Annotated in this window: 26 protein-coding genes; 14 read left to right on the plus strand and 12 right to left on the minus strand. The window is 73.4% G+C overall.

All coding sequences use genetic code 11. The features are described 5' to 3' along the window. Window positions 1-135: 135 nt before the first annotated feature. Entirely contained in the window at window positions 136-1,482 is a 1,347-nt protein-coding gene (locus SM577_RS12105) for a M16 family metallopeptidase (protein ID WP_474586914.1), read from the minus strand. Beyond that, complete coding sequence (locus tag SM577_RS12110) at window positions 1,479-2,771, minus strand: M16 family metallopeptidase (protein WP_302919138.1); 1,293 nt, start codon at window positions 2,769-2,771, stop codon at window positions 1,479-1,481. The genes SM577_RS12105 and SM577_RS12110 overlap by 4 nt, the downstream gene beginning before the upstream one ends. Window positions 2,772-2,858: 87 nt before the next feature. Between SM577_RS12110 and SM577_RS12115 the strand changes: the two genes are divergently transcribed. After that, complete coding sequence (locus tag SM577_RS12115) at window positions 2,859-3,599, plus strand: phosphodiesterase (protein ID WP_474586915.1); 741 nt, start codon at window positions 2,859-2,861, stop codon at window positions 3,597-3,599. On the opposite strand, the gene SM577_RS12120 is transcribed toward SM577_RS12115, so the two are convergent. Next, window positions 3,566-3,781: a hypothetical protein gene (locus tag SM577_RS12120; RefSeq protein ID WP_302919140.1), complete on the minus strand. Its 216-nt coding sequence runs from the start codon at window positions 3,779-3,781 to the stop codon at window positions 3,566-3,568. The genes SM577_RS12115 and SM577_RS12120 overlap by 34 nt on opposite strands. 324 nt (window positions 3,782-4,105) lie before the next feature. On the opposite strand from SM577_RS12120, the gene SM577_RS12125 reads away from it, so the two are divergent. The 3 genes from SM577_RS12125 (at window position 4,106) to SM577_RS12135 (ending at window position 5,892) form a co-directional block, all read left to right on the plus strand. Further along, window positions 4,106-5,203 (plus strand): 3-deoxy-7-phosphoheptulonate synthase, encoded by a 1,098-nt coding sequence (locus SM577_RS12125; protein ID WP_474586916.1) that lies wholly within the window; start codon window positions 4,106-4,108, stop codon window positions 5,201-5,203. Between the two features lie 153 nt (window positions 5,204-5,356). Further along, entirely contained in the window at window positions 5,357-5,650 is a 294-nt protein-coding gene (locus tag SM577_RS12130) for a hypothetical protein (protein WP_474587064.1), read from the plus strand. 32 nt (window positions 5,651-5,682) lie between these two features. Further along, window positions 5,683-5,892, plus strand: a complete 210-nt coding sequence (locus SM577_RS12135) for a hypothetical protein (RefSeq protein ID WP_302919142.1) — start codon at window positions 5,683-5,685, stop codon at window positions 5,890-5,892. A gap of 62 nt (window positions 5,893-5,954) precedes the next feature. On the opposite strand, the gene SM577_RS12140 is transcribed toward SM577_RS12135, so the two are convergent. The 3 genes from SM577_RS12140 to SM577_RS12150 are packed head-to-tail and all read right to left on the minus strand — an operon-like array spanning window position 5,955 to window position 7,153. Further along, window positions 5,955-6,482 carry a DUF1360 domain-containing protein gene (locus tag SM577_RS12140; RefSeq protein ID WP_302919143.1) on the minus strand — a complete coding sequence of 176 codons (528 nt, stop codon included), beginning with the start codon at window positions 6,480-6,482 and terminating at the stop codon, window positions 5,955-5,957. 27 nt (window positions 6,483-6,509) lie between these two features. Continuing rightward, on the minus strand, window positions 6,510-6,830 hold the full coding sequence (locus SM577_RS12145; protein ID WP_302919144.1) for a hypothetical protein: 321 nt from the start codon (window positions 6,828-6,830) through the stop codon (window positions 6,510-6,512). Further along, window positions 6,830-7,153 (minus strand): DUF6158 family protein, encoded by a 324-nt coding sequence (locus tag SM577_RS12150; RefSeq protein WP_302919145.1) that lies wholly within the window; start codon window positions 7,151-7,153, stop codon window positions 6,830-6,832. Before SM577_RS12150 ends, SM577_RS12145 begins: the two co-directional genes overlap by 1 nt. Before the next feature lie 128 nt (window positions 7,154-7,281). Here SM577_RS12150 and SM577_RS12155 point away from each other — a divergent pair, with 128 nt between their 5' ends. Next, window positions 7,282-7,689, plus strand: a complete 408-nt coding sequence (locus tag SM577_RS12155) for a hypothetical protein (protein ID WP_302919146.1) — start codon at window positions 7,282-7,284, stop codon at window positions 7,687-7,689. Between the two features lie 27 nt (window positions 7,690-7,716). Next, window positions 7,717-8,055, plus strand: coding sequence for a DUF3817 domain-containing protein (locus SM577_RS12160; protein WP_302919147.1), 339 nt, complete (start codon window positions 7,717-7,719; stop codon window positions 8,053-8,055). A gap of 75 nt (window positions 8,056-8,130) precedes the next feature. On the opposite strand, the gene SM577_RS12165 is transcribed toward SM577_RS12160, so the two are convergent. Beyond that, window positions 8,131-8,670 carry a DUF6232 family protein gene (locus tag SM577_RS12165; RefSeq protein ID WP_302919148.1) on the minus strand — a complete coding sequence of 180 codons (540 nt, stop codon included), beginning with the start codon at window positions 8,668-8,670 and terminating at the stop codon, window positions 8,131-8,133. A 501-nt stretch (window positions 8,671-9,171) separates the two neighbouring features. On the opposite strand from SM577_RS12165, the gene SM577_RS12170 reads away from it, so the two are divergent. After that, a complete protein-coding gene (locus tag SM577_RS12170; RefSeq protein ID WP_474586917.1) occupies window positions 9,172-10,146 on the plus strand; it encodes a C40 family peptidase in 975 nt (324 codons plus the stop codon). Between the two features lie 108 nt (window positions 10,147-10,254). Here the strand turns inward: SM577_RS12170 and SM577_RS12175 are convergent, their stop codons facing one another. The 3 genes from SM577_RS12175 to SM577_RS12185 all read right to left on the minus strand — a co-directional run bounded on the left by SM577_RS12175 (window position 10,255) and on the right by SM577_RS12185 (window position 13,612). Continuing rightward, complete coding sequence (locus tag SM577_RS12175) at window positions 10,255-11,241, minus strand: sigma-70 family RNA polymerase sigma factor (protein WP_302919150.1); 987 nt, start codon at window positions 11,239-11,241, stop codon at window positions 10,255-10,257. A gap of 509 nt (window positions 11,242-11,750) precedes the next feature. Next, a complete protein-coding gene (locus tag SM577_RS12180) occupies window positions 11,751-12,701 on the minus strand; it encodes an N-acetylmuramic acid 6-phosphate etherase (RefSeq protein ID WP_302919151.1) in 951 nt (316 codons plus the stop codon). Next, window positions 12,698-13,612, minus strand: a complete 915-nt coding sequence (locus SM577_RS12185; RefSeq protein ID WP_302919152.1) for a MurR/RpiR family transcriptional regulator — start codon at window positions 13,610-13,612, stop codon at window positions 12,698-12,700. Before SM577_RS12185 ends, SM577_RS12180 begins: the two co-directional genes overlap by 4 nt. Window positions 13,613-13,848: 236 nt before the next feature. On the opposite strand from SM577_RS12185, the gene SM577_RS12190 reads away from it, so the two are divergent. Next, complete coding sequence (locus SM577_RS12190; RefSeq protein ID WP_302919153.1) at window positions 13,849-14,532, plus strand: SDR family NAD(P)-dependent oxidoreductase; 684 nt, start codon at window positions 13,849-13,851, stop codon at window positions 14,530-14,532. A gap of 53 nt (window positions 14,533-14,585) precedes the next feature. Here the strand turns inward: SM577_RS12190 and SM577_RS12195 are convergent, their stop codons facing one another. Continuing rightward, window positions 14,586-15,323 carry a dTMP kinase gene (locus SM577_RS12195; RefSeq protein WP_474586918.1) on the minus strand — a complete coding sequence of 246 codons (738 nt, stop codon included), beginning with the start codon at window positions 15,321-15,323 and terminating at the stop codon, window positions 14,586-14,588. On the opposite strand from SM577_RS12195, the gene SM577_RS12200 reads away from it, so the two are divergent. The 5 genes from SM577_RS12200 (at window position 15,259) to SM577_RS12220 (ending at window position 17,899) form a co-directional block, all read left to right on the plus strand. Next, window positions 15,259-16,071, plus strand: a complete 813-nt coding sequence (locus SM577_RS12200) for a nucleotidyltransferase family protein (protein ID WP_474586919.1) — start codon at window positions 15,259-15,261, stop codon at window positions 16,069-16,071. The two genes, SM577_RS12195 and SM577_RS12200, sit on opposite strands and share 65 nt — an antisense overlap. A gap of 56 nt (window positions 16,072-16,127) precedes the next feature. After that, window positions 16,128-16,337 (plus strand): hypothetical protein, encoded by a 210-nt coding sequence (locus SM577_RS12205; protein ID WP_302919663.1) that lies wholly within the window; start codon window positions 16,128-16,130, stop codon window positions 16,335-16,337. Window positions 16,338-16,347: 10 nt separating this feature from the next. Further along, window positions 16,348-17,124, plus strand: coding sequence for a metallophosphoesterase family protein (locus SM577_RS12210; RefSeq protein ID WP_302919156.1), 777 nt, complete (start codon window positions 16,348-16,350; stop codon window positions 17,122-17,124). Beyond that, window positions 17,115-17,258 (plus strand): GPGG-motif small membrane protein, encoded by a 144-nt coding sequence (locus SM577_RS12215; RefSeq protein ID WP_007464364.1) that lies wholly within the window; start codon window positions 17,115-17,117, stop codon window positions 17,256-17,258. The genes SM577_RS12210 and SM577_RS12215 overlap by 10 nt, the downstream gene beginning before the upstream one ends. Before the next feature lie 152 nt (window positions 17,259-17,410). Beyond that, window positions 17,411-17,899 (plus strand): TspO/MBR family protein, encoded by a 489-nt coding sequence (locus SM577_RS12220; protein ID WP_474581956.1) that lies wholly within the window; start codon window positions 17,411-17,413, stop codon window positions 17,897-17,899. A 39-nt stretch (window positions 17,900-17,938) separates the two neighbouring features. On the opposite strand, the gene SM577_RS12225 is transcribed toward SM577_RS12220, so the two are convergent. After that, window positions 17,939-18,712 carry a peptidoglycan DD-metalloendopeptidase family protein gene (locus SM577_RS12225; RefSeq protein WP_302919158.1) on the minus strand — a complete coding sequence of 258 codons (774 nt, stop codon included), beginning with the start codon at window positions 18,710-18,712 and terminating at the stop codon, window positions 17,939-17,941. Window positions 18,713-18,961: 249 nt separating this feature from the next. Between SM577_RS12225 and SM577_RS12230 the strand changes: the two genes are divergently transcribed. Then, window positions 18,962-20,311, plus strand: coding sequence for an ABC transporter substrate-binding protein (locus SM577_RS12230; protein WP_474581957.1), 1,350 nt, complete (start codon window positions 18,962-18,964; stop codon window positions 20,309-20,311). Window positions 20,312-20,370: the final 59 nt, after the last annotated feature.

The following is a 20,370-nucleotide window of genomic DNA, read 5'->3' on the forward strand; positions in this document are numbered from 1 at the left end:
CCCCCCCGCGGGGGGGGGGCCCCCGGGCCCGGGCGCGGGCACCCCCCCGCCCCGCCGGCCCCGGGCCCCGCCGGGCCACACCCCAGGCCGACCACGACGGAGAGCGCGCCGGGCGCGACGGCCAGGCCGGCCGGGTCAGGGGGCGGCGTCGACGATCTCGCCGAGACCGGTGGCCACCAGTTCGTCCCGGATGACCGCCGCGTCCCCCTCCACCACCAGGGTCAGCGACTCCGGGTGCAGGTGCGCCGCCGCCGCGGCGGAGACCTGCTCGACGTCGGCGGCGAGCAGCGACTCCCGCAGCCGCGCGTGGTAGTCGTCCGGCAGGTCGTGCACCACGAGCGTGGTCAGCGCGGAGGCGATCGCCCGCGGGCTCTGCAGTTCGACCGAGAGCTGGCCGGCCCGCCAGGACCGGGCCACCGCCAGCTCGTCCTCGGTCACCCCGCCGGCCTGGGTACGGGTGATCTCGCCGACCGCCTCGACCAGGGCCGGCGCGGTCACCGCGGTCTGCACCCCGGAGCTGACCGCGAACCGGCCGAACCGGCGGGACGAGGCGAAGTCACCCCGGATGCCGTACGTGTAGCCACGCACCTCGCGGATCAGGTGGTTGAGCCGGGAGGTGAACGCCCCGCCGAGCACCGTGCCGGCGAGCGTCATCGGCACGTGGTCGGGGTGGGCCCGGTGCGGCGACGGGTGGCCCAGCCGCAGCGTGGACTGCACCGAGCCGGGGCGGTCCACCAGGATGATCCGCCGGCCCTCCCGGATCGGCACCTCGATCGGGCCGCCCCGGTCGACCGGGCCGCCGCCGGTGCCGGCGAACGCGGCCGCGCCGAGCGCGTCCAGGTCGAGCCGGTCCAGGTCGCCGACCACGATCAGCGTGCCGGGCCGGATGAACCACTCGGAGTGGAAGACCGTGACGTCCTCCGCGTCGAGCGCGGCGACCGAGGCGGGGTCGCCGTACATCGGGCGGCCCCAGCGGTTCTCGGCGCCGAACAGGTCGGCGCGCAGCGCCGCGTCGGCCCGCGGGCCGGGGTTGGCCCAGTCCATCCGCAGCGCGGTCGCCTCGTCGTCGCGGACCCGGCGCACGTCGGTCGGGTCGAGCCGGGGCGTCCGCACCGCCTCGGCGAGCAGTTCCACGGCGGCGCTCAGCCGGTCCACCGGCACCTGCACGCTGACCTGGAAGGAGTCCCAGTCCAGCCCGGTCACCAACTCGGTGCCGAGGGCCTCGATGGCCAGCGCGTACGCCGTGGCGTCGCGCTGCGCGGTGCCCTCCTCCAGGGCCTTGGCCAGCACCCCGGCGAGCCCCTCCTTGCCGACCGGTTCGCGCGCCGCGCCGGCGTCGAGCAGCAGCAGCGCGACGGCGAGGTTCTGCCCGGGCAGGTGCGCGGCGACGACCTGACCACCGGCCACGGCGCGGCGGACCACCGGCGGGAACCGGTACGGGCGGGCGGCGCCCGGGCCGGGACGGTGGGTGATCAGCGTCATGACGTCTCCTCCGGCAGGTAGGTCAGGGTCACCCGGTCGGCGGCGCCGAGCACCTCGGCGGCGGCCTCGGCGATCTGCTCGGCGGTCACCGCGAGCCAGGCCGGCAGCCGCTCGCCGGCCTTCGCCGGGTCGCCGAACTGGGTGGCGTAGCGACCGAGGGTGTCCGCCCGGCCGTCCACCGTGGACATCTGCCGCCACCACGCGGTGGTCAGCAGCGCCTTGGCCCGGTCCAGCTCGGTCGCGGTGACCGGCACGGTGGCCAGTTCGTCGACCACCTCGGCCAGCCCGGCGGCCAGCCGCTCGCCGGTCACCCCGGGCCGGGCGGTGGCGGTGGCGATCAGCGGCGCGGGGGCGTGCGCCAGGTCCACCCCGTACGCCCCGACCAGGTCCGGCTGCGCGATCCGCTCGCCGTCGGCGAGCCGCTGGTAGAGCCGGCTGCCCCGGCCGCTGCCCAGCACGGTGGCCAGCACGGTGAGCACGTCGTAGCCGGGGGTGCCGAAGGGGTAGGTGCGGTGGGCCACGTACACCCGGGGCGCCGGCACGTCGCCGGTGATCGTCTCGACGGCGGGCCGGCCGGTCGCCGGGACGACCCGGCCGTCCGGCGCGGACGGGATGTCGGCCCGGGCCGGGATGGCGCCGAAGTACTTGTCGGCCAGCGCGAAGACCTCGGCGGCGGAGGCGTCGCCGACCACCGTTAGCACGGCGTTGTTCGGTGCGTAGTACGTCCGGTGGAAGGCCTGGAAGGTGGCCAGGTCGGCGGCGTTCAGGTCGGCCATCGAGCCGATCGTGGCGTGGTGGTAGGGATGCCCGGGCGGGTAGAGCAGCGGCAGCAGCCGCAGCCAGGCGTCGCCGTACGGGACGTTCTCGTAGCGCTGCCGCCGCTCGTTCTTCACCACGTCGCGCTGGTTGTCCAGGGTCTCCTGGGTCAGCGCCGGCACCAGCCCGCCCATCCGGTCGGCCTCCAGCCAGAGCGCCAGCTCCAGGTGCTCGGCCGGGACGGTCTCGAAGTAGTTGGTGCGGTCCGGGTTGGTGGTCGCGTTCAGCGACCCGCCCGCACCCTGCACCAGCTTCATGTGCTCGGTCTTCGCCACGTTCATCGAGCCCTCGAACATCAGGTGCTCGAAGAGGTGGGCGAAGCCGGTCTGCCCCTCCGGTTCGTGACGCGAGCCGACGTCGTACCAGAGATTCACCGCGACCGCGGGGGCGGTGCGGTCCTCGCTCACCACCACGCGCAGGCCGTTGTCCAGTCGGGTCGTCTCGATGGGCCAGGGGTAACCGCTGTCGGGCATGGCTCGACGCTATCCGATCTCGGGGGCGGAATCGCGACGCGCCGTCCGGGGAGGTATCGACCGCAAGCGGCCGGGTACCGCAGGGGCATGTCCGCCCCGACCGGCACCACCGCCCGGGCCGGTGCCGCCCTGGAACGGGCCACCGCCGCCCTGACCCGGCTGCGCCGCGCCCGCCTGCTGCATCCGCTCGGCCGCTCGTTCACCGGCGAGGTGACCATCTGGGGCGTGGCCGGGCCGCCGACCGGCGTCGGGATGCTCGACCGGCCCGGCCGTTACCCGGCCACGGTCCGGCTCTCCCGCGGCGTGCCCACCCCGGACGGCTGGCCGGACGTGCTCGGCCTGGCGGTACGGATGCACCGGGCCGGGGACCGCCCGTTCGACCTGCTGGTCAGCTCCAGCTGCGCCGCGCCGCTGCTGCGCCACCTGCCGCTGCCCCGGCGGCGGTTCGCCGGCACGTACAGCTCGATCATGTCCTACCGGGTGGACCGGCGGCGGCTCTGGCTGGCCGCGCTGGCCGACCCGGAGTCGGTGGACCTGGGCCGGAGCCTGGCCGAGGTGGCCGCGGCCACCCGCGCGGACGCGCCGCGCCTGGTGCTCGCGGTCGCGTCGGCGGTCGGGCCGTGGCGGCCGGTCGGCCAGGTCGCGCTCGGCGACCAGCTCAGCGCCCGGACGGACGCCGAGCTGGCCTTCGACCCGATCGGCAACCTGCCGGCGGGGCTGCGCGCGGTCGGGCCGCTGGCCTGGGTACGCGAGCACACCTACCGGGGCTCGCGCCGGGCCCGCGGCGCCCGGGTTCAGTCCGGCGGCTCGCTGGGCGTCACCGTCTGATCCGACGTCCGCTGTTCCAGCACGGTGTCCGGGGCGGCGTTGCGGTCCTCCTCCCGGATGTCGGACTCGTCGAGGATGGCGTCCGCCTGCGCCACCGGATCGTCGCTGCCCACCGTGGCCTCCTCCGGCAGCAGGTGCGCGCGGGACTCCACCCGTTCCTGGTCGCTCTGCTCGTGCGTCATGCCGAACCCCATACCCCGGGCGCGGACCGGGCACGCCCGGCGGTCCCGCCCACCACGCCGGTGCCGCGGCGGCCGGGACCGCCCGGTGGCGTGGGTGACGCCGCGACGAGCCCGGTGCCACCGGCCGTCGCGTCGGGTAGGCTTGCCGGCGTGACGCGGTCGTATCGATGGTTTAGGCAGCCGGCTCGCCAGCCGGTGACCTCACCATGATCTGACGTCACCGCACCACGAGCCGGCCGGGCAGGAGCATCGAGTTCCTGCCCTTTCGCATGCGAGCAGCCGGCTCGACCCCGGGCACCGGCACCGGGCGCGGTCGGCGGAAGGATGCCCACCGTGACGACCCCGGAGACCGATCGGGTCAGCGATCAGCGGATCGACCGCGTCGTGCCGTTGACCACCCCGGCCCTGCTGCACCACGAGCTGCCCCTGGACGACGCGCTCGCCTCGGCCGTGCTGTCCGGCCGCCGCGCTGTCGGTCGGGTGCTGGACCGCGCGGACGACCGCCTGCTGGTGGTGGTCGGCCCGTGCTCGGTGCACGACCCGGCGGCCGCCCTGGACTACGCCCACCGGCTCCGCGTCGCCGCCGACCGCCTCGACGACGACCTGCTGGTGGTGATGCGGGTCTACTTCGAGAAGCCGCGCTCCACGGTGGGGTGGAAGGGCCTGATCAACGATCCGGGGCTGGACGGCTCGGGTGACGTGAACACCGGACTGCGTACCGCGCGGGCGCTGCTGCTCGACGTGCTGCGGCTGGGTCTGCCGGTGGGTTGCGAGTTCCTCGACCCGATCACCCCGCAGTACATCGCCGACACGGTGGCCTGGGGCGCCATCGGCGCGCGCACGGTGGAGAGCCAGGTGCACCGGCAGCTCGCCTCCGGGCTGTCGATGCCGATCGGGATGAAGAACCGCCCGGACGGCAGCATCGCCACCGCGGTGGACGCGATCCGCGCCGCCGGGGTCCCGCACGTCTTCCCCGGCATCGACGTCTCCGGCACCCCGGCGATCATGCACACCCGGGGCAACGCCGACGGGCACCTGGTGCTGCGCGGCGGTGGCGGCCGGCCGAACTACGACGCCGAGTCGGTGGCCGGGGCGCTGGAGCTGCTCCGGGCGGCCGGGCTGCCCGAGCGGGTGGTGGTGGACGCCAGCCATGCCAACAGCGGCAAGGACCACCGCAACCAGCCGAGGGTGGCCGCGGACGTGGCCGGCCAGCTCGCCGCCGGCCAGCGCGGCATCGTCGGGATCATGCTGGAGAGCTTCCTGCTCCCCGGCCGCCAGGACCTCGACCCCACCCGGGAGCTGACCTACGGCCGGTCGGTCACCGACGCCTGCATCGGCTGGGACACCACCGAAGAGGTGCTGGCCCACCTCGCCACCGCCGTCCGCACCCGCCGCCGCACCCCCACCCCCACCCCCGCCTAACCCCCACCCCCACCCCCACCCGATCCCGTTGATCATGAGGTTGACGGCGAAGTCGATCTCCAACACCGCGGCCAACCTCATGATCAACGGGTGGTGGGGGTGGGGGTGGGTGGGGTGGGGTGGGGTGGGTTTGACCGGATGGGGGGCGGGTAGCTGGGCGGGGTGACCGAGGACGTACCCGTGACCGACGCGCCCGTGACCGACACGCCCGTGGCTGACACCTCCGTGGGCGACGCGCCGGTCGGCGACGAGCCGGATATCCGGCGGCTCGACGACCTGCTCGAGGACCTCTACCACGGCCAGGAGCGGATCACCCAGGCCACCATCTACCGCCGGGCGGTGGCCGCCGAGCTTCCCGCCCGGCTGCTCACCCGGATCGCCGCGCTACCCGAGGGCGAGTACGCGGTGGACGAGGCGGCGGACCTGCTCGGCGGGTCGGTCACCTGAGGTCCCGGCGCGCCCCCGGAGAGGAGAGCGAGATGTCCCACCACGAGCAGCAGCACGAGAAGGTCCCGGCACTGGGCCAGCCCCCGGAGGGGCTGGACACGCTGCCCGACCCGGACTTCGCCAACGAGCACGACAAGACAGCGGTGGACCGTGACGTGATCACCGGCGCGGACGAGGACGAGCGGGAGCCCGAGCGGTCCCGCGGCTGGGCCGGCCAGAACCACGGCACGACCCCGACCTGACGGGCGGTCGACACGACAGCGGGGGCCGGCGGATCGCCGGCCCCCGCTTCCGTCGGTACTGGTCAGTCCTCGTCCCCCTCGGCGGCCTGCTGGGCCACCGCGTACGCCATCTGCAGGAAGTCCGACGCGGCCACCGCGGTCAGCGCGGTCGCCACCAGCCGGGTCAGCCGCGGGGCGAGCACCAGGCCGCCGGTGAGCCCGGTGGCCACCCAGACGGCCAGGCAGAACGGGCAGCTGAGCAGCTCGCCGATGGCGTGCCGGGTGGAGCTGCCCGAGTCGCGCACCTGCTCCATCACCTCACCGCTGCCGATGGGCTTGTCGTAACGGGTGAACGGGGCCCGCAGCGGGCTGGTCACCGCGTCCTTGGAGAGCAGCCGGCTCAGCTTGTGGGTGGCGACGCAGAGCAGCACCACGTCCGCCGTGGCCGGACGCTCCGGCACCGGCCGGCCGGTCAGCCGGACCAGGCCAGCGATCGCCCCGGTCACCCCGACGTAGGTGCCCATCGCCCCCAGGTAGCTGCCCAGCGGCCGATACTCGTTCGGCGCGTACGCCTGGCGCAGCCGCGCCACCTTCTCCTTCAGGTCGGTCACCCGATCTCCCTCGTGCTCCGCGCCGGCTCAGCCGGCCTGCAGGTTGTCGGCCACCTCGCGGGCCAGGCTGTCCAGGGCCTCGCCGGCCAGCCGGTCGGCGTCGGTGGCGCCGGTCAGGTCGAGGTGGATCCGGGCGCCGCCGGCGTCGCCCGGGTCCACCCGGAGCTCGGCGCTCCAGTCGCCCGGGGCGGTCCAGCGCGCCGACAGCTCCTCCACGTCGGTGTGCTCGGCGGGAGTGCCGTCGGCGCGCAACGGCTCGGGCAGCCACGCCGACGCCCGGTCGGGGTCGACAGCGGTGCTGAACACCACCTCCGGCGGCGCGGACACCCCGCGCTCGGCGGAACCCATCACTCGTCCCGCAGCCGGCTCGGGTCGACCTCGCGGCCCGGGTGCCGGGCGAGGTACTCGGTCTCCAACTCGGCGGTGCGGCGCAGGTGGTGCGCCAACGCCGAGTCGGACGCGTGCCGCAGCGTGTCCAGCCGGGTGCGGTGCAGGCTGTGCATCTCGCGGATGAGGTCCTCGTCGGCCAGCTCGGCGGGGTCCACACCGAGCAGGTCGCCGTCGTCGTCCGGGCCGGTGGACGCCACGTCGTGGACCTGGTCGCCACCCCACTCGGGCATCCGCTGCTCGGGGCTGGGGAACTCGTCCTGTCGTATCGATCCGGTCATCACGCCCCCTGGTGGAGTTTTGGGCTGGCGTCTAGACGGATGCCCACACCGGGTCGCACCAAACCATTGCGGCCCGGGCGGACTACGACACCGCGTCGGAGAACGCTGCCGGCACCGGTACCCTCGATGCCATGAAGCGGCTCTGGACCCCGGCGTGGATCGTGCGCCACGTGGCCATGGTCGTGCTGGTCGTCGGCTTCCTCGCGCTGGGCTGGTGGCAGATCGGGCGAGCCGCCTCCGGCAACGGGCTGAGCTGGGCGTACGCCTTCGAGTGGCCGATCTTCGCGGGCTTCGTGGTGTTCGTCTGGTGGCGTGAGGTCCGCCACGCCCTGCGCGGCCCGGAGGCGCCGGAGCCGGCCCCGGCCCCGCCGGCACCGTCCGGGGCCGCCACCCGCCCGGGCGTACGCCGGCCGGTGCGGGTCACCCGGGTGCCGGTGCCCGCCGCCGACGGCGAGGACGCCGACCTGGCCGCCTACAACCGCTACCTGCAATGGTTGAACGCCAATCCGGGCGCCCGGCCCGGTGACTACCCCGGCTGACGCCGGGTCTCGGAAGGACGGACGAAGGTGGGCGCAGCCCTTACCCGGTACCGCGTGATCGCCTGGATCGTGGGCGTGGTGCTGATCCTGCTGGTGGTGATCGGCATGCCGCTGAAGTACGGCTTCGACAACCCGGTCGTGGTGGAGACGGTGGGCCCGGCGCACGGTTTCCTCTACATGGTCTACCTGGTGGCCGCGTTCGACCTGGCCCGCCGGGCCGACTGGCCGCTGAAGCGGATGCTCGCCGTGATGCTGGCCGGCACCGTGCCGTTCGTCTCCTTCTACGCCGAGCGCCGGGTCAGCTCCTGGGTCACCGGCGGCCGGGCCGAGCCGGCCGCCGAGCCGGCCGTGCCCGCCTCCCGCTGACTCCGGCGCGGCTCCACACCGGGCGACGGCGGGCGGCCGGCCCGGGTACGGACCGTCCGGCCGCCGCCGGTGCGGTCACCGCATCGGTCGCCACGGGTCCATCGAGGCGAGCGGTTCCTCCCAGCCGCCGTAGCGGTTCATCTCCCGGGCCCGGCGCAGCGCCCGGGACACCTGGCCGAACTGCCGCTCGTCGTCGCTGCTGAACAGCAGGACCTCGGTGCCCCGGTGCCACCCCCACAGCTCGTACGCCGGCGGCCGCCACCGGTCGCCGGCCGCGGCGAGCAGCACCGGCAGCAGGAACACCACCCCCAGGGTGAGGTACGCCCCGGCGGTGAGCCGCTGGAGCCCGCCGGTGAAGCCGAGCAGGAGCCCGACCGCGCCGATCACCGCACCGCTGGCGGCGACCGCGCGCATCGCCACCCGGTCGTGCGGCCCCCGGGTGGTGTGCAGGTGGGTCAGCTCCGCGACCCGCCAGGTGTTGCGGCCGACGGTGAACCGGTCGACCGTGACGATGATCCCGGGCCGGGCGTAGAGCAGCGTGTTCTTCTTCTCCGCGCTCACCTTGGCGGGTCGGGGCGGTCGCGGCGGTCGGGTCGTGGCGCCATCGTGGTTCACGGCTACCTCCCACGGCTGGTGCGCCGGGTCGGCCGCCGCCGGCACGGGCATCAATGCCCGCCGGCGGGATTCCCGGCTCCGCGCTTCATTGTGTTGCCGCCCCGCCAGCCCGGACTGTCGTTTTCGTTGCCCGGGCGGCGCTGGTCACCTGCGTTCCGCCAGATAGAGCCATCCAAGTCCGTCTTATCGGTTATAGCGACCCGACAACCGGCGGCATACGCCTGGAACGACGAATCCGACACATCACCCGGTAGCCCGAAAAGGCCGACCAACGCCGGGCGCGAGGCGGCGATCGGCCCCGCACGCATCGTGACGGCACGTCCGCCCTTGCCGCCCCTTTGCCAACATTCGCCCCGGCTTTCACTGCGGACCACTCCCGCCCCGGGTTAGGTTGGGCGGGCCCGGCCCGGTTGATCGCCGTCCACCCGGATGGCGCCGGCCCGGGTGCCGCCCGGGGCCTCAGCAGCCCTCGGCGGCCGGTGGGAGAGGAGCCTTCCGCTCTTGTCGTCCCTCAGGAACACGCTGCGCGGCCTGGCCGTCACGGTGCTCTCGGCCGCGCTGCTCGCGCCGGCCACGGTGGCCCGGGCGGAGCCGTCGGCCGGGGAACTGAACCGACGGATCGAGAAGGCCTCGACCGAGCTGGAGCACGTGGTCGAGGCGTACAACCGGCTCCGCGAGCAGATGAAGGAGAACCGCACCGCCGTCGCCGCTCTGCAGGAGCGCATCGCGCCGCTGGAGCGGCAGAGCGAGCAGAGCCGGGCCGACGTCGGCGCGCTCGCGGTGACCGCGTACAAGACCGGCGGCGATTTGAGCACCGCCGACGCGCTGCTGCGGCCCGACTCGGCCCGCACGCTGCTGGACCGGCTCGGCGCCCTCGACCAGCTCACCCGGCAGCGGCAGCAGCGGATCGCCGGCTTCACCGCCAGCCAGCGCGCGCTGCTCGACGAGAAGACCCGGCTGGACGTCACGCTCAGCCGGCAGGCGGCCCAGGCCCGGGAACTGGAGGCGGGAAAGAAGCGCATCGAACGCGACCTGGCCCGCCTCTACGAGCTGCGCCGCCAGGCGTACGGCCGGGCCACCGAGCAGCCCGCCGCGCGGCCGGGCAGCGCCGACGACGCGCCGGCCGTCTCCGGCCGGGCCGGGGTGGCCGTCCGCTACGCGTACGGGGCGCTGGGCAAGCCCTACCGGTGGGGCGCCGACGGCCCGGACGGCTACGACTGTTCCGGCCTCACCTCGGCGGCCTGGCGGGCGGCCGGCAAGTCGCTGCCGCACAACACCCGGATGCAGTGGGGCGTGGTGGCCCACATCAGCCGGGCCGAGCTACGCCCCGGCGACCTGGTGTTCTACAGCGGTCTCGGGCACGTGGCGCTCTACGTCGGCGGCGGCCAGGTGATCGACGCGCCCAGCGCCGGGCGGAACGTGCTCAAACGGGGGATGAACCTGATGCCCATCCAGGGCTACGGCCGGGTCCGCTGACCCGACGACCACGCGGGCAGCGGCCCGCACGCACCCCGCCCCGGACATGACGAACGGCCGGCGTCCCCCTATCGGACGCCGGCCGTTCCTTTCGTCATTACTACCAGCTCAGGCTGCCTGCAGCCCCTCCGCGCGGGCCAGCTCGCGGAGCCGGCCGAGCGCCTGGATCTCCAGCTGCCGGATCCGCTCCCGGGAGAGCGAGAACCGCGAGGCCACCTCGGTGAGCGAGTGCTCCCGGCCGTCCTCCAGCCCGTACCGGGCCCGCATGATCCCGGCCGACCGGTCGTCGAGGTGGTTGAGCAGACCCTCGATCCGCTGCCGCTCCAGGCCGGTCAGCACGATCTCCTCCGGCGACGGGGCGTCGCTGTCGGCGACCAGGTCACCGAGGTTGGTGTCCCCGTCGTCGCCGACCGGCGTGTCCAGCGACACGGTGTCCTGCGACCACCGGACCAGCTCGTTGACCCGCTCGACGGTGACCCCGAGGGCCGCCGCGATCTGCTCCGGCTCCGGGTCGCTGCCCAGCTCACGGGTGAGCTGCCGGGCCACGTTGCGCATCCGGTTGACGTCCTCGACCAGGTGCACCGGCAGCCGCACGGTGCGCTCCTGCTGGGCGATCGCCCGGCTGATCGCCTGGCGGATCCACCAGGTCGCGTAGGTGGAGAACTTGTAGCCCCGCTCGTAGTCGAACTTCTCGACCGCCCGGACGAGGCCGGTGTTGCCCTCCTGGATCAGGTCCAGCATGGGCATCCCGGACCGCACGTAGCGTCGGGCGATCGACACCACCAGGCGCAGGTTCGCCCGGATGAACAGGTCCTTGGCCCGCTCCCCCTCGGCGACCAGCCGCTCCAGCTCGTCCCGCCCGACACCGGCCGGGACGCGGTCCTCGGCCAGCAGGTGCTCGGCGTAGAGGCCGGCCTCGATCGCCTTGGAGAGATCGACCTCCTTGGCGGCGTCCAGCAGCGGCGTCCGGGAGATCTCGTGCAGGTAGACGCCGACCAGGTCACGCTCCTCGGCGACCTCGTCGGTTCGCATGCCGATGTTCTTGTCCACGTTCACGGTCCCCTCGCTAGCGCCGGTTGCCCGGTTCCTTGCCATCCCCACCCGGTTCCTTGCCGTCCCCACGTCCATCAGCCCTCCCCCGTAACTTCTGCCGTGCCCACCGGTGCTGACACCTACACAACAGATGAGACGTGTCGGGGATTCCATGTCGTGAGTCGAAAGTGTCACGAATGCCTGATAATCAGCTGAGAGCGCGGTCCATGTTTGCTGTCAGCACCCCCGTCGGGCTGCTCGTCGGTGGGCACCACGCACGGGTTACGGATCGACGGAGGCCGTCCGCCCGGTCCATGGCAACACCGCCCGTCCCGGGAACACAGCGACCCGGGTCACCGCCGCGCTGCGATCCTGGTCACTGCCACATACGCGCGGGCGGCCGGGCCGGTTCATCCACGCCCATGGTGATACCCCACGGCAGGTTGAACAATCCGGGGCCTCCGGTTATGCCCGGCGCACCGCGCCGGTTCGGAACGTGTCGGACGACACGTCCGGTGCCGCCCCCGGCGGCACGTCCGGCCGGGACGGGGTGACCGGGCCGCGCGGGAGGGTCAGGAGGCGAGCAGGGCGAGCGCGCCGCGTACCTGGTCGGCGGAGCGGGCCAGGGCGGCCCGGGCGACCGACACCTCGGCCCCGGAGACGAGCGAGACCAGGGCGGTCTTCAGGTCACCGTCGGCCTCGTCGAGGGCCCGCCGGCAGATCTCCTCCGCGCACCCGGTGGCCTCGACCAGGATCGAGATCATCCGGCCCCGCAGCTTGGCGTTGGTGGCCACCATGTCGATCATGAGGTTCGAGTAGACCCGGCCCAACCGCACCATCACGGCCGTGGAGAACGTGTTGAGCACCAGCTTCTGCGCGGTGCCCGCCTTCATCCGGGTCGACCCGGTGATCACCTCCGGGCCGGTGTCCACGCCGATGAAGACGTCGACCGACCGGGCGGCCTCGGCCTCCGGGTTCGCGCAGAGCAGCACCGTCGCGGCCCCGGCGGCCCGGGACGCGGCGAGCGCCCCGAGGACGTACGGGGTGCGCCCGCTCGCGGCCAGGCCGACCACCACGTCACCGGAGCGTACGCAGCCGGCCGCCTCGGCGGCGCCGGCCGGCTCGTCGTCCTCGACGTTCTCCACCGCCTGCCACATGGCGTCCGGCCCGCCGGCGAGGTGGGCGCAGAACCAGTGCCGCGGGGAGTTGAAGGTGGGGGCGAGTTCGGCGACGTCGAGCACGCCCAGCCGGCCGGAGGTGCCCGCGCCGAAGTAGTGCACCCGACGCCCGGCGCGCAGGGCGGTCACCGCGAGGTCGACCGTCTCGGCGATCTCGTCCAGGACGGCGGCCACCGCGCCCGGCACCCGCCGGTCCGCCTCGTTGATCACCGAGAGCACCTCGCGGGTCGACATCAGGTCGAGGTCGACGCTGAGCGGGTTACGGCGTTCGGTGGGCGCGCCGACCCGGATCGCCGGGCCGGCCGCCACCGAAAGCGCCTGCTCGTCCGGCTCCACCGCGGTCATGCCCGCCTCCGGCCCGAGCCCACCCGGTGCGACTGGACCGCCTCGGCGGTCGCCTCCAGCGCCTTCTTGGCCCGGGCGCGGTTGCGCGCGGCCACCCCGACGAAGAGACAGTCGACCACGGTGAGCTGGGCCAGCCGGCTGGCCATGGCGCCGGACCGGTAGGTGGTCTCGCGGGCCGCCGTGGTGAGCACGAAGTCGGCGACCTCGGTGATCGGTGAGCGCGGGAAGTTGGTCAGCGCCACCGTCGCCGCACCCCGGGCCCGCGCCTGCTCCAGCACCTCCACCACGTCGGAGGTGGTGCCGGTGTGCGAGATGCCGACCGCGACGTCGCCCCGGCCGAGCAGCGCGGCCGAGGTCAGCGCGGTGTGCACGTCCGGGAAGTAGAAGGCGGTCCGGCCGATCCGGTGCAGCTTCTGCTGGAAGTCGGAGGCGACGAAGCCGCTGGCGCCGGCGCCGTAGACGTCGATCCGGCCGGCGTTGACGATCGCGTCCACGACCTGCTCGCAGACCGCCGGGTCGAGCTGCTCGGCCGTCTCCTCGACCGCGCGGGCGTCGTTGAACGCGATGGTCGCGATGATCTGGGCGAGGTCGGCGCCGGGCGGGATGTCGCCGCCGACGACCCGGGCGTCCGGCGGCTCGACCCGGCGGGCGGCCTCGGCGGCGAGCCGGATCCGCAGCTGGGGGTAGCCGTCCATGCCGACCGACCGGCAGAACCGGATCACGGTCGCCTCGGACGTCTCGGCGGCGGTGGCGAGGTCGGTGATCGTCCGGCGGGCCGCGTCGGCCGGGTCGGCGACGACCAACCGGGCGACCCGCTGCTCGGCCGGGGACAGCGAGGGGAGCAGGCCGCTGATGTGGACGATCAGCCCACCCGGCTCGTGACTCGCAGAAATCTTCGGACTCTTCGCCACGGATGAAACTTACTTTCATGAGGCGTGAGCGTCAACCATGACTCCGCGTGTTGGCGAAAGTACCGCCAATCGGCGCGCTCCGCTTGACAGCCTGCCACCGCGGAGCACCCTGCCAGGGTGCCACCGCCCCGGTGACCGGCGCCTCCGCCACCGGGACGGACCGGCCTGCCGGTCGGTCGCCGGTCGACTCCCGGGCGGGGGCCATGCCCCGCCGATCCGCCGCTAGCGTGGGCGGCATGGCGGATCGCAGTGTGCTGGTGACCGGAGGCACGGGTGGGCTCGGCGGCGCGGTCACCGCCGCCTTCGTCGAGGCGGGCTGGCGGGTGGTCGTACCGCAGCGGACGAGCCCGGCCACGACGGCGGACGGGCCGGTCCGCGTGGTGGCCGACCTGACCGGGCCGGCCGGCGCGCAACACGCGGTCGAGGCCGCCGCCGGCGATCCCGCGGCGCCGCTGCGCGCGGTGGTCAACCTGGTCGGGGGGTACGCCGGCGGCGGCAAGGTGCACGAGACACCGGTCGACGAGTTCGAGCGGATGCTGACCGTCAACCTGCGCCCCACCCACCTGGTCACCCGGGCAGCCCTGCCGCACCTGATCGCGGCCGGCGGCGGCGCGGTGGTCTGCGTCTCCTCCCGGGCCGCGGTCGCCCCGTTCGCCGGGGCCGCCGGCTACGTCACCGCCAAGGCCGCGGTGCTCGCCTTCGCGGCCGCGGTGGCCGTCGAGTACCGGTCCGCCGGGGTGCGCTGCAACACGGTGTTGCCGAGCGTCATCGACACGCCCGCCAACCGGGCCGCCCAGCCCGACGCCGACCACTCCCGCTGGGTGGACCCGGCCGAGATCGCCCGGGTGATCCGGTTCCTGGCCTCCGACGAGTCGGCGCCGACCAGCGGCGCCAGCGTTCCGGTGTACGGCCGGGCCTGAGCCGAGGTCGTCGCGGGGCATCGCCGGCCGGCGACGGCGGGCAAGGCGCGCCCCTACGGCACGACCCGCGCCGGCAGCCGACCCGGCGGCGGGTGCTCGACCGGCCGGGCGGCCGGACCGGCGTCGGTGGGCGGCGGGGCGTCCGGCCGTGGCTCGGCCGCCGACAGCCAGCCGGCCAGGTGGTCCTGGATCTGTCGGGACACCTCGTCCGCCGGCCGGCCGGCGTCGACCAGCACGAACGTCGGGTACTCGGGCAGCGTCCGGTAGGCGGTGTCCGCCGCGGTGAGGTAGCGCATGCTCTCGTGGTCGGTGCCGCGCCGCTCGATCCGCCGGTACGCCTCGGCCGGGTCCACGGCCAGCAGGAAGGTCACCTGCGGCGCCGGGAAGAGCCGGTAGCCGACCCGGGCCAGCCGCTCCCAGCGGTGCCCGCCGTGCGCCCGGATGCTGGCGTACTGGCAGGCGGAGTAGCGGTCCATCACCGCGACCCGGCCGGTCAGCAGGCAACTGAGCAGGGCGGCGGCGATGGCCAGCCAGCGCAGCACGGATTCCACCGCGAGCAGGCCGTTGCGCCCGACGAGCCGTTGCGCGTCCGGGCGGCCGAGCCGCTGCGCGACCCGGCCGAGCCAGCGTCGGCCGCCGGCGTTGCGGTGGTAGGTGGCGGGGCGGCCGGCCGCGGTGAGCGCGTCGGCGAGGCGGTGCGCCTGGGTGGTCTTGCCCGAGCCGTCGATGCCGATCAGGGCGACGGCGCGCAATCGGGCCCTGCCGCGCCGCGTCCGCGTTGATCTGGCCACCCGACACAGGCTATCCGACGCACGCTCGGCCGCCGGGAGATTTGTCCGTCATGCTCCCGGTTGGCGCCCACCCGCGACCCGAGCAGGTGTGGCCGACCGGAATGCCGGGTATCGAAGTTCGATCCCAACCGCCTGTCCACCTCAACGACGACGGGAGATCCAGATGGCCGAGCGCGGAGACGAGACCCTGGTAACCACCTTGAAGAAGGTCGCCGCCGTGCTCAAGCAGTCCGAGATCCCGTTCGCCCTGGGCGGCAGCTTCGCGGTCTACGCGCACGGTGGCCACTCCAGCGAGCACGACGTGGACTTCCTGATCCGCGGCGAGGACGTGGACCGCGCCCTGGAGGCGCTGGTCGAGGCCGGCTTCACCGCCGAGCGCCCGCCGGAGGACTGGCTGGTGAAGGTCTACGACGACGGGCGGATGGTGGACCTGATCCACCGGCCGATCGAGACCCCGGTGACCGAGGAGACCTTCGCCGACACCGTCGTCCGGCCGGTCGACGCCATCCACATGCCGGTGCTCTCGGCCACCCAGTTGATGGTGCACAAACTGCTCAGCTTCTCCCAGCACTACTGCGACTTCGCCCGCGGTCTGCCGCTGGCCCGCTCGTTGCGGGAGCAGATCGACTGGGAACGGGTACGGAAGGAGACGCAGCACTCGCCGTACGCCGAGGCGTTCCTGGTGCTGCTCGACCGGCTGGACGTGGTGCCGTACTCCGGCACCCCGGAAGGGAAGGGGACACCGTGACCGTGCATCGCGGCGCCGGGCCACCCGACGAGTACGTCGAAGCGGAGATCCAGCGGATGCTGACCGAGGATCCGGACGTGGCCGAGCAGGGCATCACCGTGGTCCGCCGGGAACGCGCACTCGTGCTCTCCGGCGAGGTGGAGAGCCCGCACCGGCGCGAGGAGATCCTGCGCCGGGTGGCCGAGCGCTTTCCCGACGTGCCGATCACCAGTGACATCGGGGTGATCCGCACGCAGGCGCCCACCCAGGTCGAGGAACTGCCCTGAGGGAGGTTCGATGGTGATCCGGATCGCCGCCGTGGGCGACGTGCATCTGGACGAGGACGTGGTCGGCCGGTTCCGGCCGGCCCTGGAGGAACTGCCCGAGCACGCCGACGCGCTGCTGCTCGCCGGGGACCTGACCCGGCACGGGACCGAGTCGGAGGCGCGCTGCGTGGCCCAGGAGTTCGGTGGACTCGGCGTCCCGGTGGTGACCGTGCTCGGCAACCACGACCACCAGTGCGACCAGGTGCCGCAGGTGGTGCGGGTGCTGGAGGACGCCGGCATCACGGTGCTGGAGGGCAACGGCGTGGTGCTGGAGTGCGCCGGGGGCCGGCTCGGCATCGCCGGGGTGAAGGGGTTCGGCGGCGGGTTCGCCGGGCGCTGCGCCAGCGACTTCGGCGAGCCGGAGATGAAGTCGTTCGTCCGGACCACGACCGACAGCGCCGACCGGCTGGCCGAGGCGCTGCGTTCGCTCGACTGCGACGTGCTGGTGGCGCTCACCCACTACTCGCCGGTGCCGGACACGCTGGCCGGCGAGCCGCTGGAGATCTACCCCTTCCTGGGGGCGTACCAGCTGGGGCAGGCGATCGACTCGGCGCCGACCGCGCTCGCCCTGCACGGGCACGCACACGCGGGCACCGAGCGCGGCACCACCCCGGGCGGGGTGCGGGTCCGCAACGTCGCCCACCCGGTCATCAAGCAGGCCTACAGCGTGTTCCACCTGGGCGACCACCTCGATCAACACCAGGTTTCCCGGATCGGAAGCTCGGGTATGGAGCGGTCATGGAGCTGATTCTCTGGATTCTCGCAGTCGTACTCGTGGTCGCCGGCATCCTGGCACTGTTCCGCCGGCAGATCCTGTGGGGCATCGTCCTCATCGTGGTCGGGCTGTTGGTGGGCCCGGGTGGGGTCAGCATCTTCAATTGACCTCGCCGTCGTACGCACCCGGACCCGCCGGGGTCGTCGCGGCCGGAGCTCCGTCCTCCCGACAGGAGCACCGGACGTGACGACCCCGGCGTTTCGCGTTCCGGCCCGGTCGGGGAGGTTTGTCCCCCCGCTTCGGGGGTGATATCTCGGCCATGGAGATATCGGAGCGTGCCCGGCACGGCACCCGGCAGTGGTGGGCCCTGCTCGGGTTCGCCGCGGCGGTCTTCGTCGCGGCGGCGATCGGCGGGCTGGGCGTCCGCGGCACCGGCGCGGAGTACGCCGCCCTCGAACAGCCCGCCTGGGCGCCGCCGTCGTGGCTCTTCGGGCCGGTCTGGACCCTGCTGTACGTGCTGATCGCGCTGGCCGGCTGGCTGGTCTGGCGACGGGTCGGCAACGGCGCGGCGCTCGTCGCCTGGGCCGTGCAGCTGGTGCTGAACGCGGTCTGGACCCCGCTCTTCTTCGGCGCCGGCCGGTACGGGCTGGCGTTCGCCGAGATCGTGCTGCTCTGGCTGGCCATCGGGGTGACGGTCGTGCTCTTCGACCGGGTCTGGCGGCCGGCCGCGGTGCTGCTGCTGCCGTACTGGGCCTGGGTCACCTTCGCCGCCGCGCTCAACTTCGCCATCTGGCGGCTGAACAGCTGAGCGGCGGGACCCCGCGGGCGCGGGATCCCGCCGCCGGGATCAGCAGCGCGGCACGTTCGGGATGTAGCCGTCGTGGCCGGTGTAGACGTAGGCGTCGCTGATGAACCGGTCGGTGCCGATCCGGTCCCAGATCGTGCTGGTGCCGTACGTGCCGGTGACGCTGGTGCCGCTGGTCTGGCAGTAGATCGTCACCTGGGCGCCGTCGGCGACGGTGCCGACCGCCGCGTAGCCGGTGCCCGGGCCGGAGCGCACGGTGAGCGCGGTGCCGCTGGTGTTCACCGTGCCGGAGCCGGTGGAGCTGCCGCAGCCGTTGTCACTGGTGTAGTTCTTGGTGCCCCAGTAGAGCGCCAGCGCCCCGTTGAAGCGGACCTGGATGTCGCTGCCGTTCAGCCGCTGCTCGTAGTGCAGGTGCGGGCCGGTGGAGCCACCGGTGCTGCCGACCCAGCCGATCACCTTGCCGTAGCCGACGCTCTGCCCGACCGAGACGTTGAAGCCGTTCAGGTGGGCGTAGTAGGTGTGGTACCCGCCGGCGTGGCTGATCCGCACGTACTTGCCGTAGCTCGTCCCGCCGAGGTCGGTGACCCGGTCGACGGTGCCGGGGGCACTCGCCACCACCGGGTCGCCGAGGTCGTCGGTGCGGTTGAAGTCGACGGCGTACGCGGGGCTGTGGTTGGTCCGGGTCTGCCCGGACCAGGTCTGCCCGCAGGGGAACGGGACCTTGAACGTCGGGGCGGCCATCGCCGGGGCCGCCGGCAGGGTGATCCCCACCACGAGCAGGCCGGCAGCGATCAGGCCGAACCACCGCTTACCCATCCAGCACCTCCAATGTCGAAATCCTTCGATCACCTGCCCCCAGCCTGACAGAAATCGCCATCGATCGAAAGAGGTGAAAATGCAGGATGGGAGCGCGCCCATCGGGAGGCGAGCGGGTTTCCGGATTGTTACTCGGTCGTGTCCGGCGGGGGCTGGACCGGACCAGATGCAAGCGCTTACATGTGGGGACGCCCATCGGACCGGCGCCAGGTCACGCCCGTGGCCGCGCCGGCAAGGAAGGAGGACGGCATGGCGGTCTTTGCCAGACCACGCCAGGCCTTCGTAATCGCCGGCGTACTGGGGCTGGCGCTCAGCGCCACCGCCTGCGGCACCGGCGGCGACGACGACAAGAGCAGCAACGCGGGCTCCGCGGAGTGTGCCGCATACGAGAAGTACCAGGGCCACGAGGGCAAGAAGGTCACGATCTACTCGTCGATCCGGGACATCGAGGCCGACCGCCTGGAGCAGTCCTGGGAGCAGTTCACCGAGTGCACCGGGATCGAGATCGACCACGAGGGCAGCGGTGAGTTCGAGGCGCAGCTCGGCGTCCGGGTCGACGGTGGCAACGCCCCCGACCTGGCCTTCATCCCGCAGCCGGGTCTGCTGAAGCGCTTCGCCGACCAGGGCAAGCTCAAGCCGGCCGGCGCCGACACCAAGGCGATGGCCGAGCAGAACTACCCGGCCGACTGGCTGAAGTACTCCACCGTGAACGGCACCTTCTACGGCGCCCCGCTCGGCTCGAACGTCAAGTCGTTCGTGTGGTACTCGCCGAAGATGTTCAAGGAGAAGGGCTGGACCGTCCCGACCAGCTGGGACGACCTGATCAAGCTCAGCGACACGATCGCCGCGAGCGGCACCAAGCCGTGGTGCGCCGGCATCGAGTCCGGTGACGCGACCGGCTGGCCGGCCACCGACTGGATCGAAGACCTGATGCTGCGGACGCAGACCCCCGAGGTCTACGACCAGTGGACCACCCACGGCATCCCGTTCAACGACCCGAAGGTCGCCGAGGCGCTGAACCGGGCGGGCCAGATCCTCAAGAACGAGAAGTACGTCAACGGCGGCTTCGGCGGCGTGAAGAGCATCGCCACCACCTCCTTCCAGGAGGCCGGCGTGCCGATCACCACCGGCAAGTGCGCGCTGCACCGGCAGGCGTCGTTCTACGCCAACCAGTGGCCCGAGGGCACCAAGGTGGCCGAGGACGGCGACGTCTTCGCCTTCTACTTCCCGGCCATCGACCCGTCGAAGGGCAAGCCGGTGCTGGGCGGCGGCGAGTTCGTCGCGGCCTTCGCCGACCGCCCCGAGGTGCAGGCGGTGCAGACCTACCTCGCCTCCGGCGAGCACGCGAACAGCCGGGCCAAGATCGGCGACTGGGTGTCGGCGAACAACAAGCTCGACCTGGCCAACGTCGCCAACCCGATCGACAAGCTCTCCGTCCAGATCCTCCAGGACAAGAGCACCGTCTTCCGGTTCGACGGTTCCGACCTGATGCCGGCCGCGGTCGGCGCCGGGACCTTCTGGAAGGGCATGGTCGACTGGGTGAACGGCAAGGACACCGCGGCGGTGCTCCAGGGCATCGAGAGCACCTGGCCGAAGTGACCTGAGACGGTGGGCCGGCCCGTTACCGCGGGCCGGCCCGCCTGCTTCGCGGACACCCC

The sequence above is a fragment of the Micromonospora desertarenae genome (assembly GCF_056150265.1).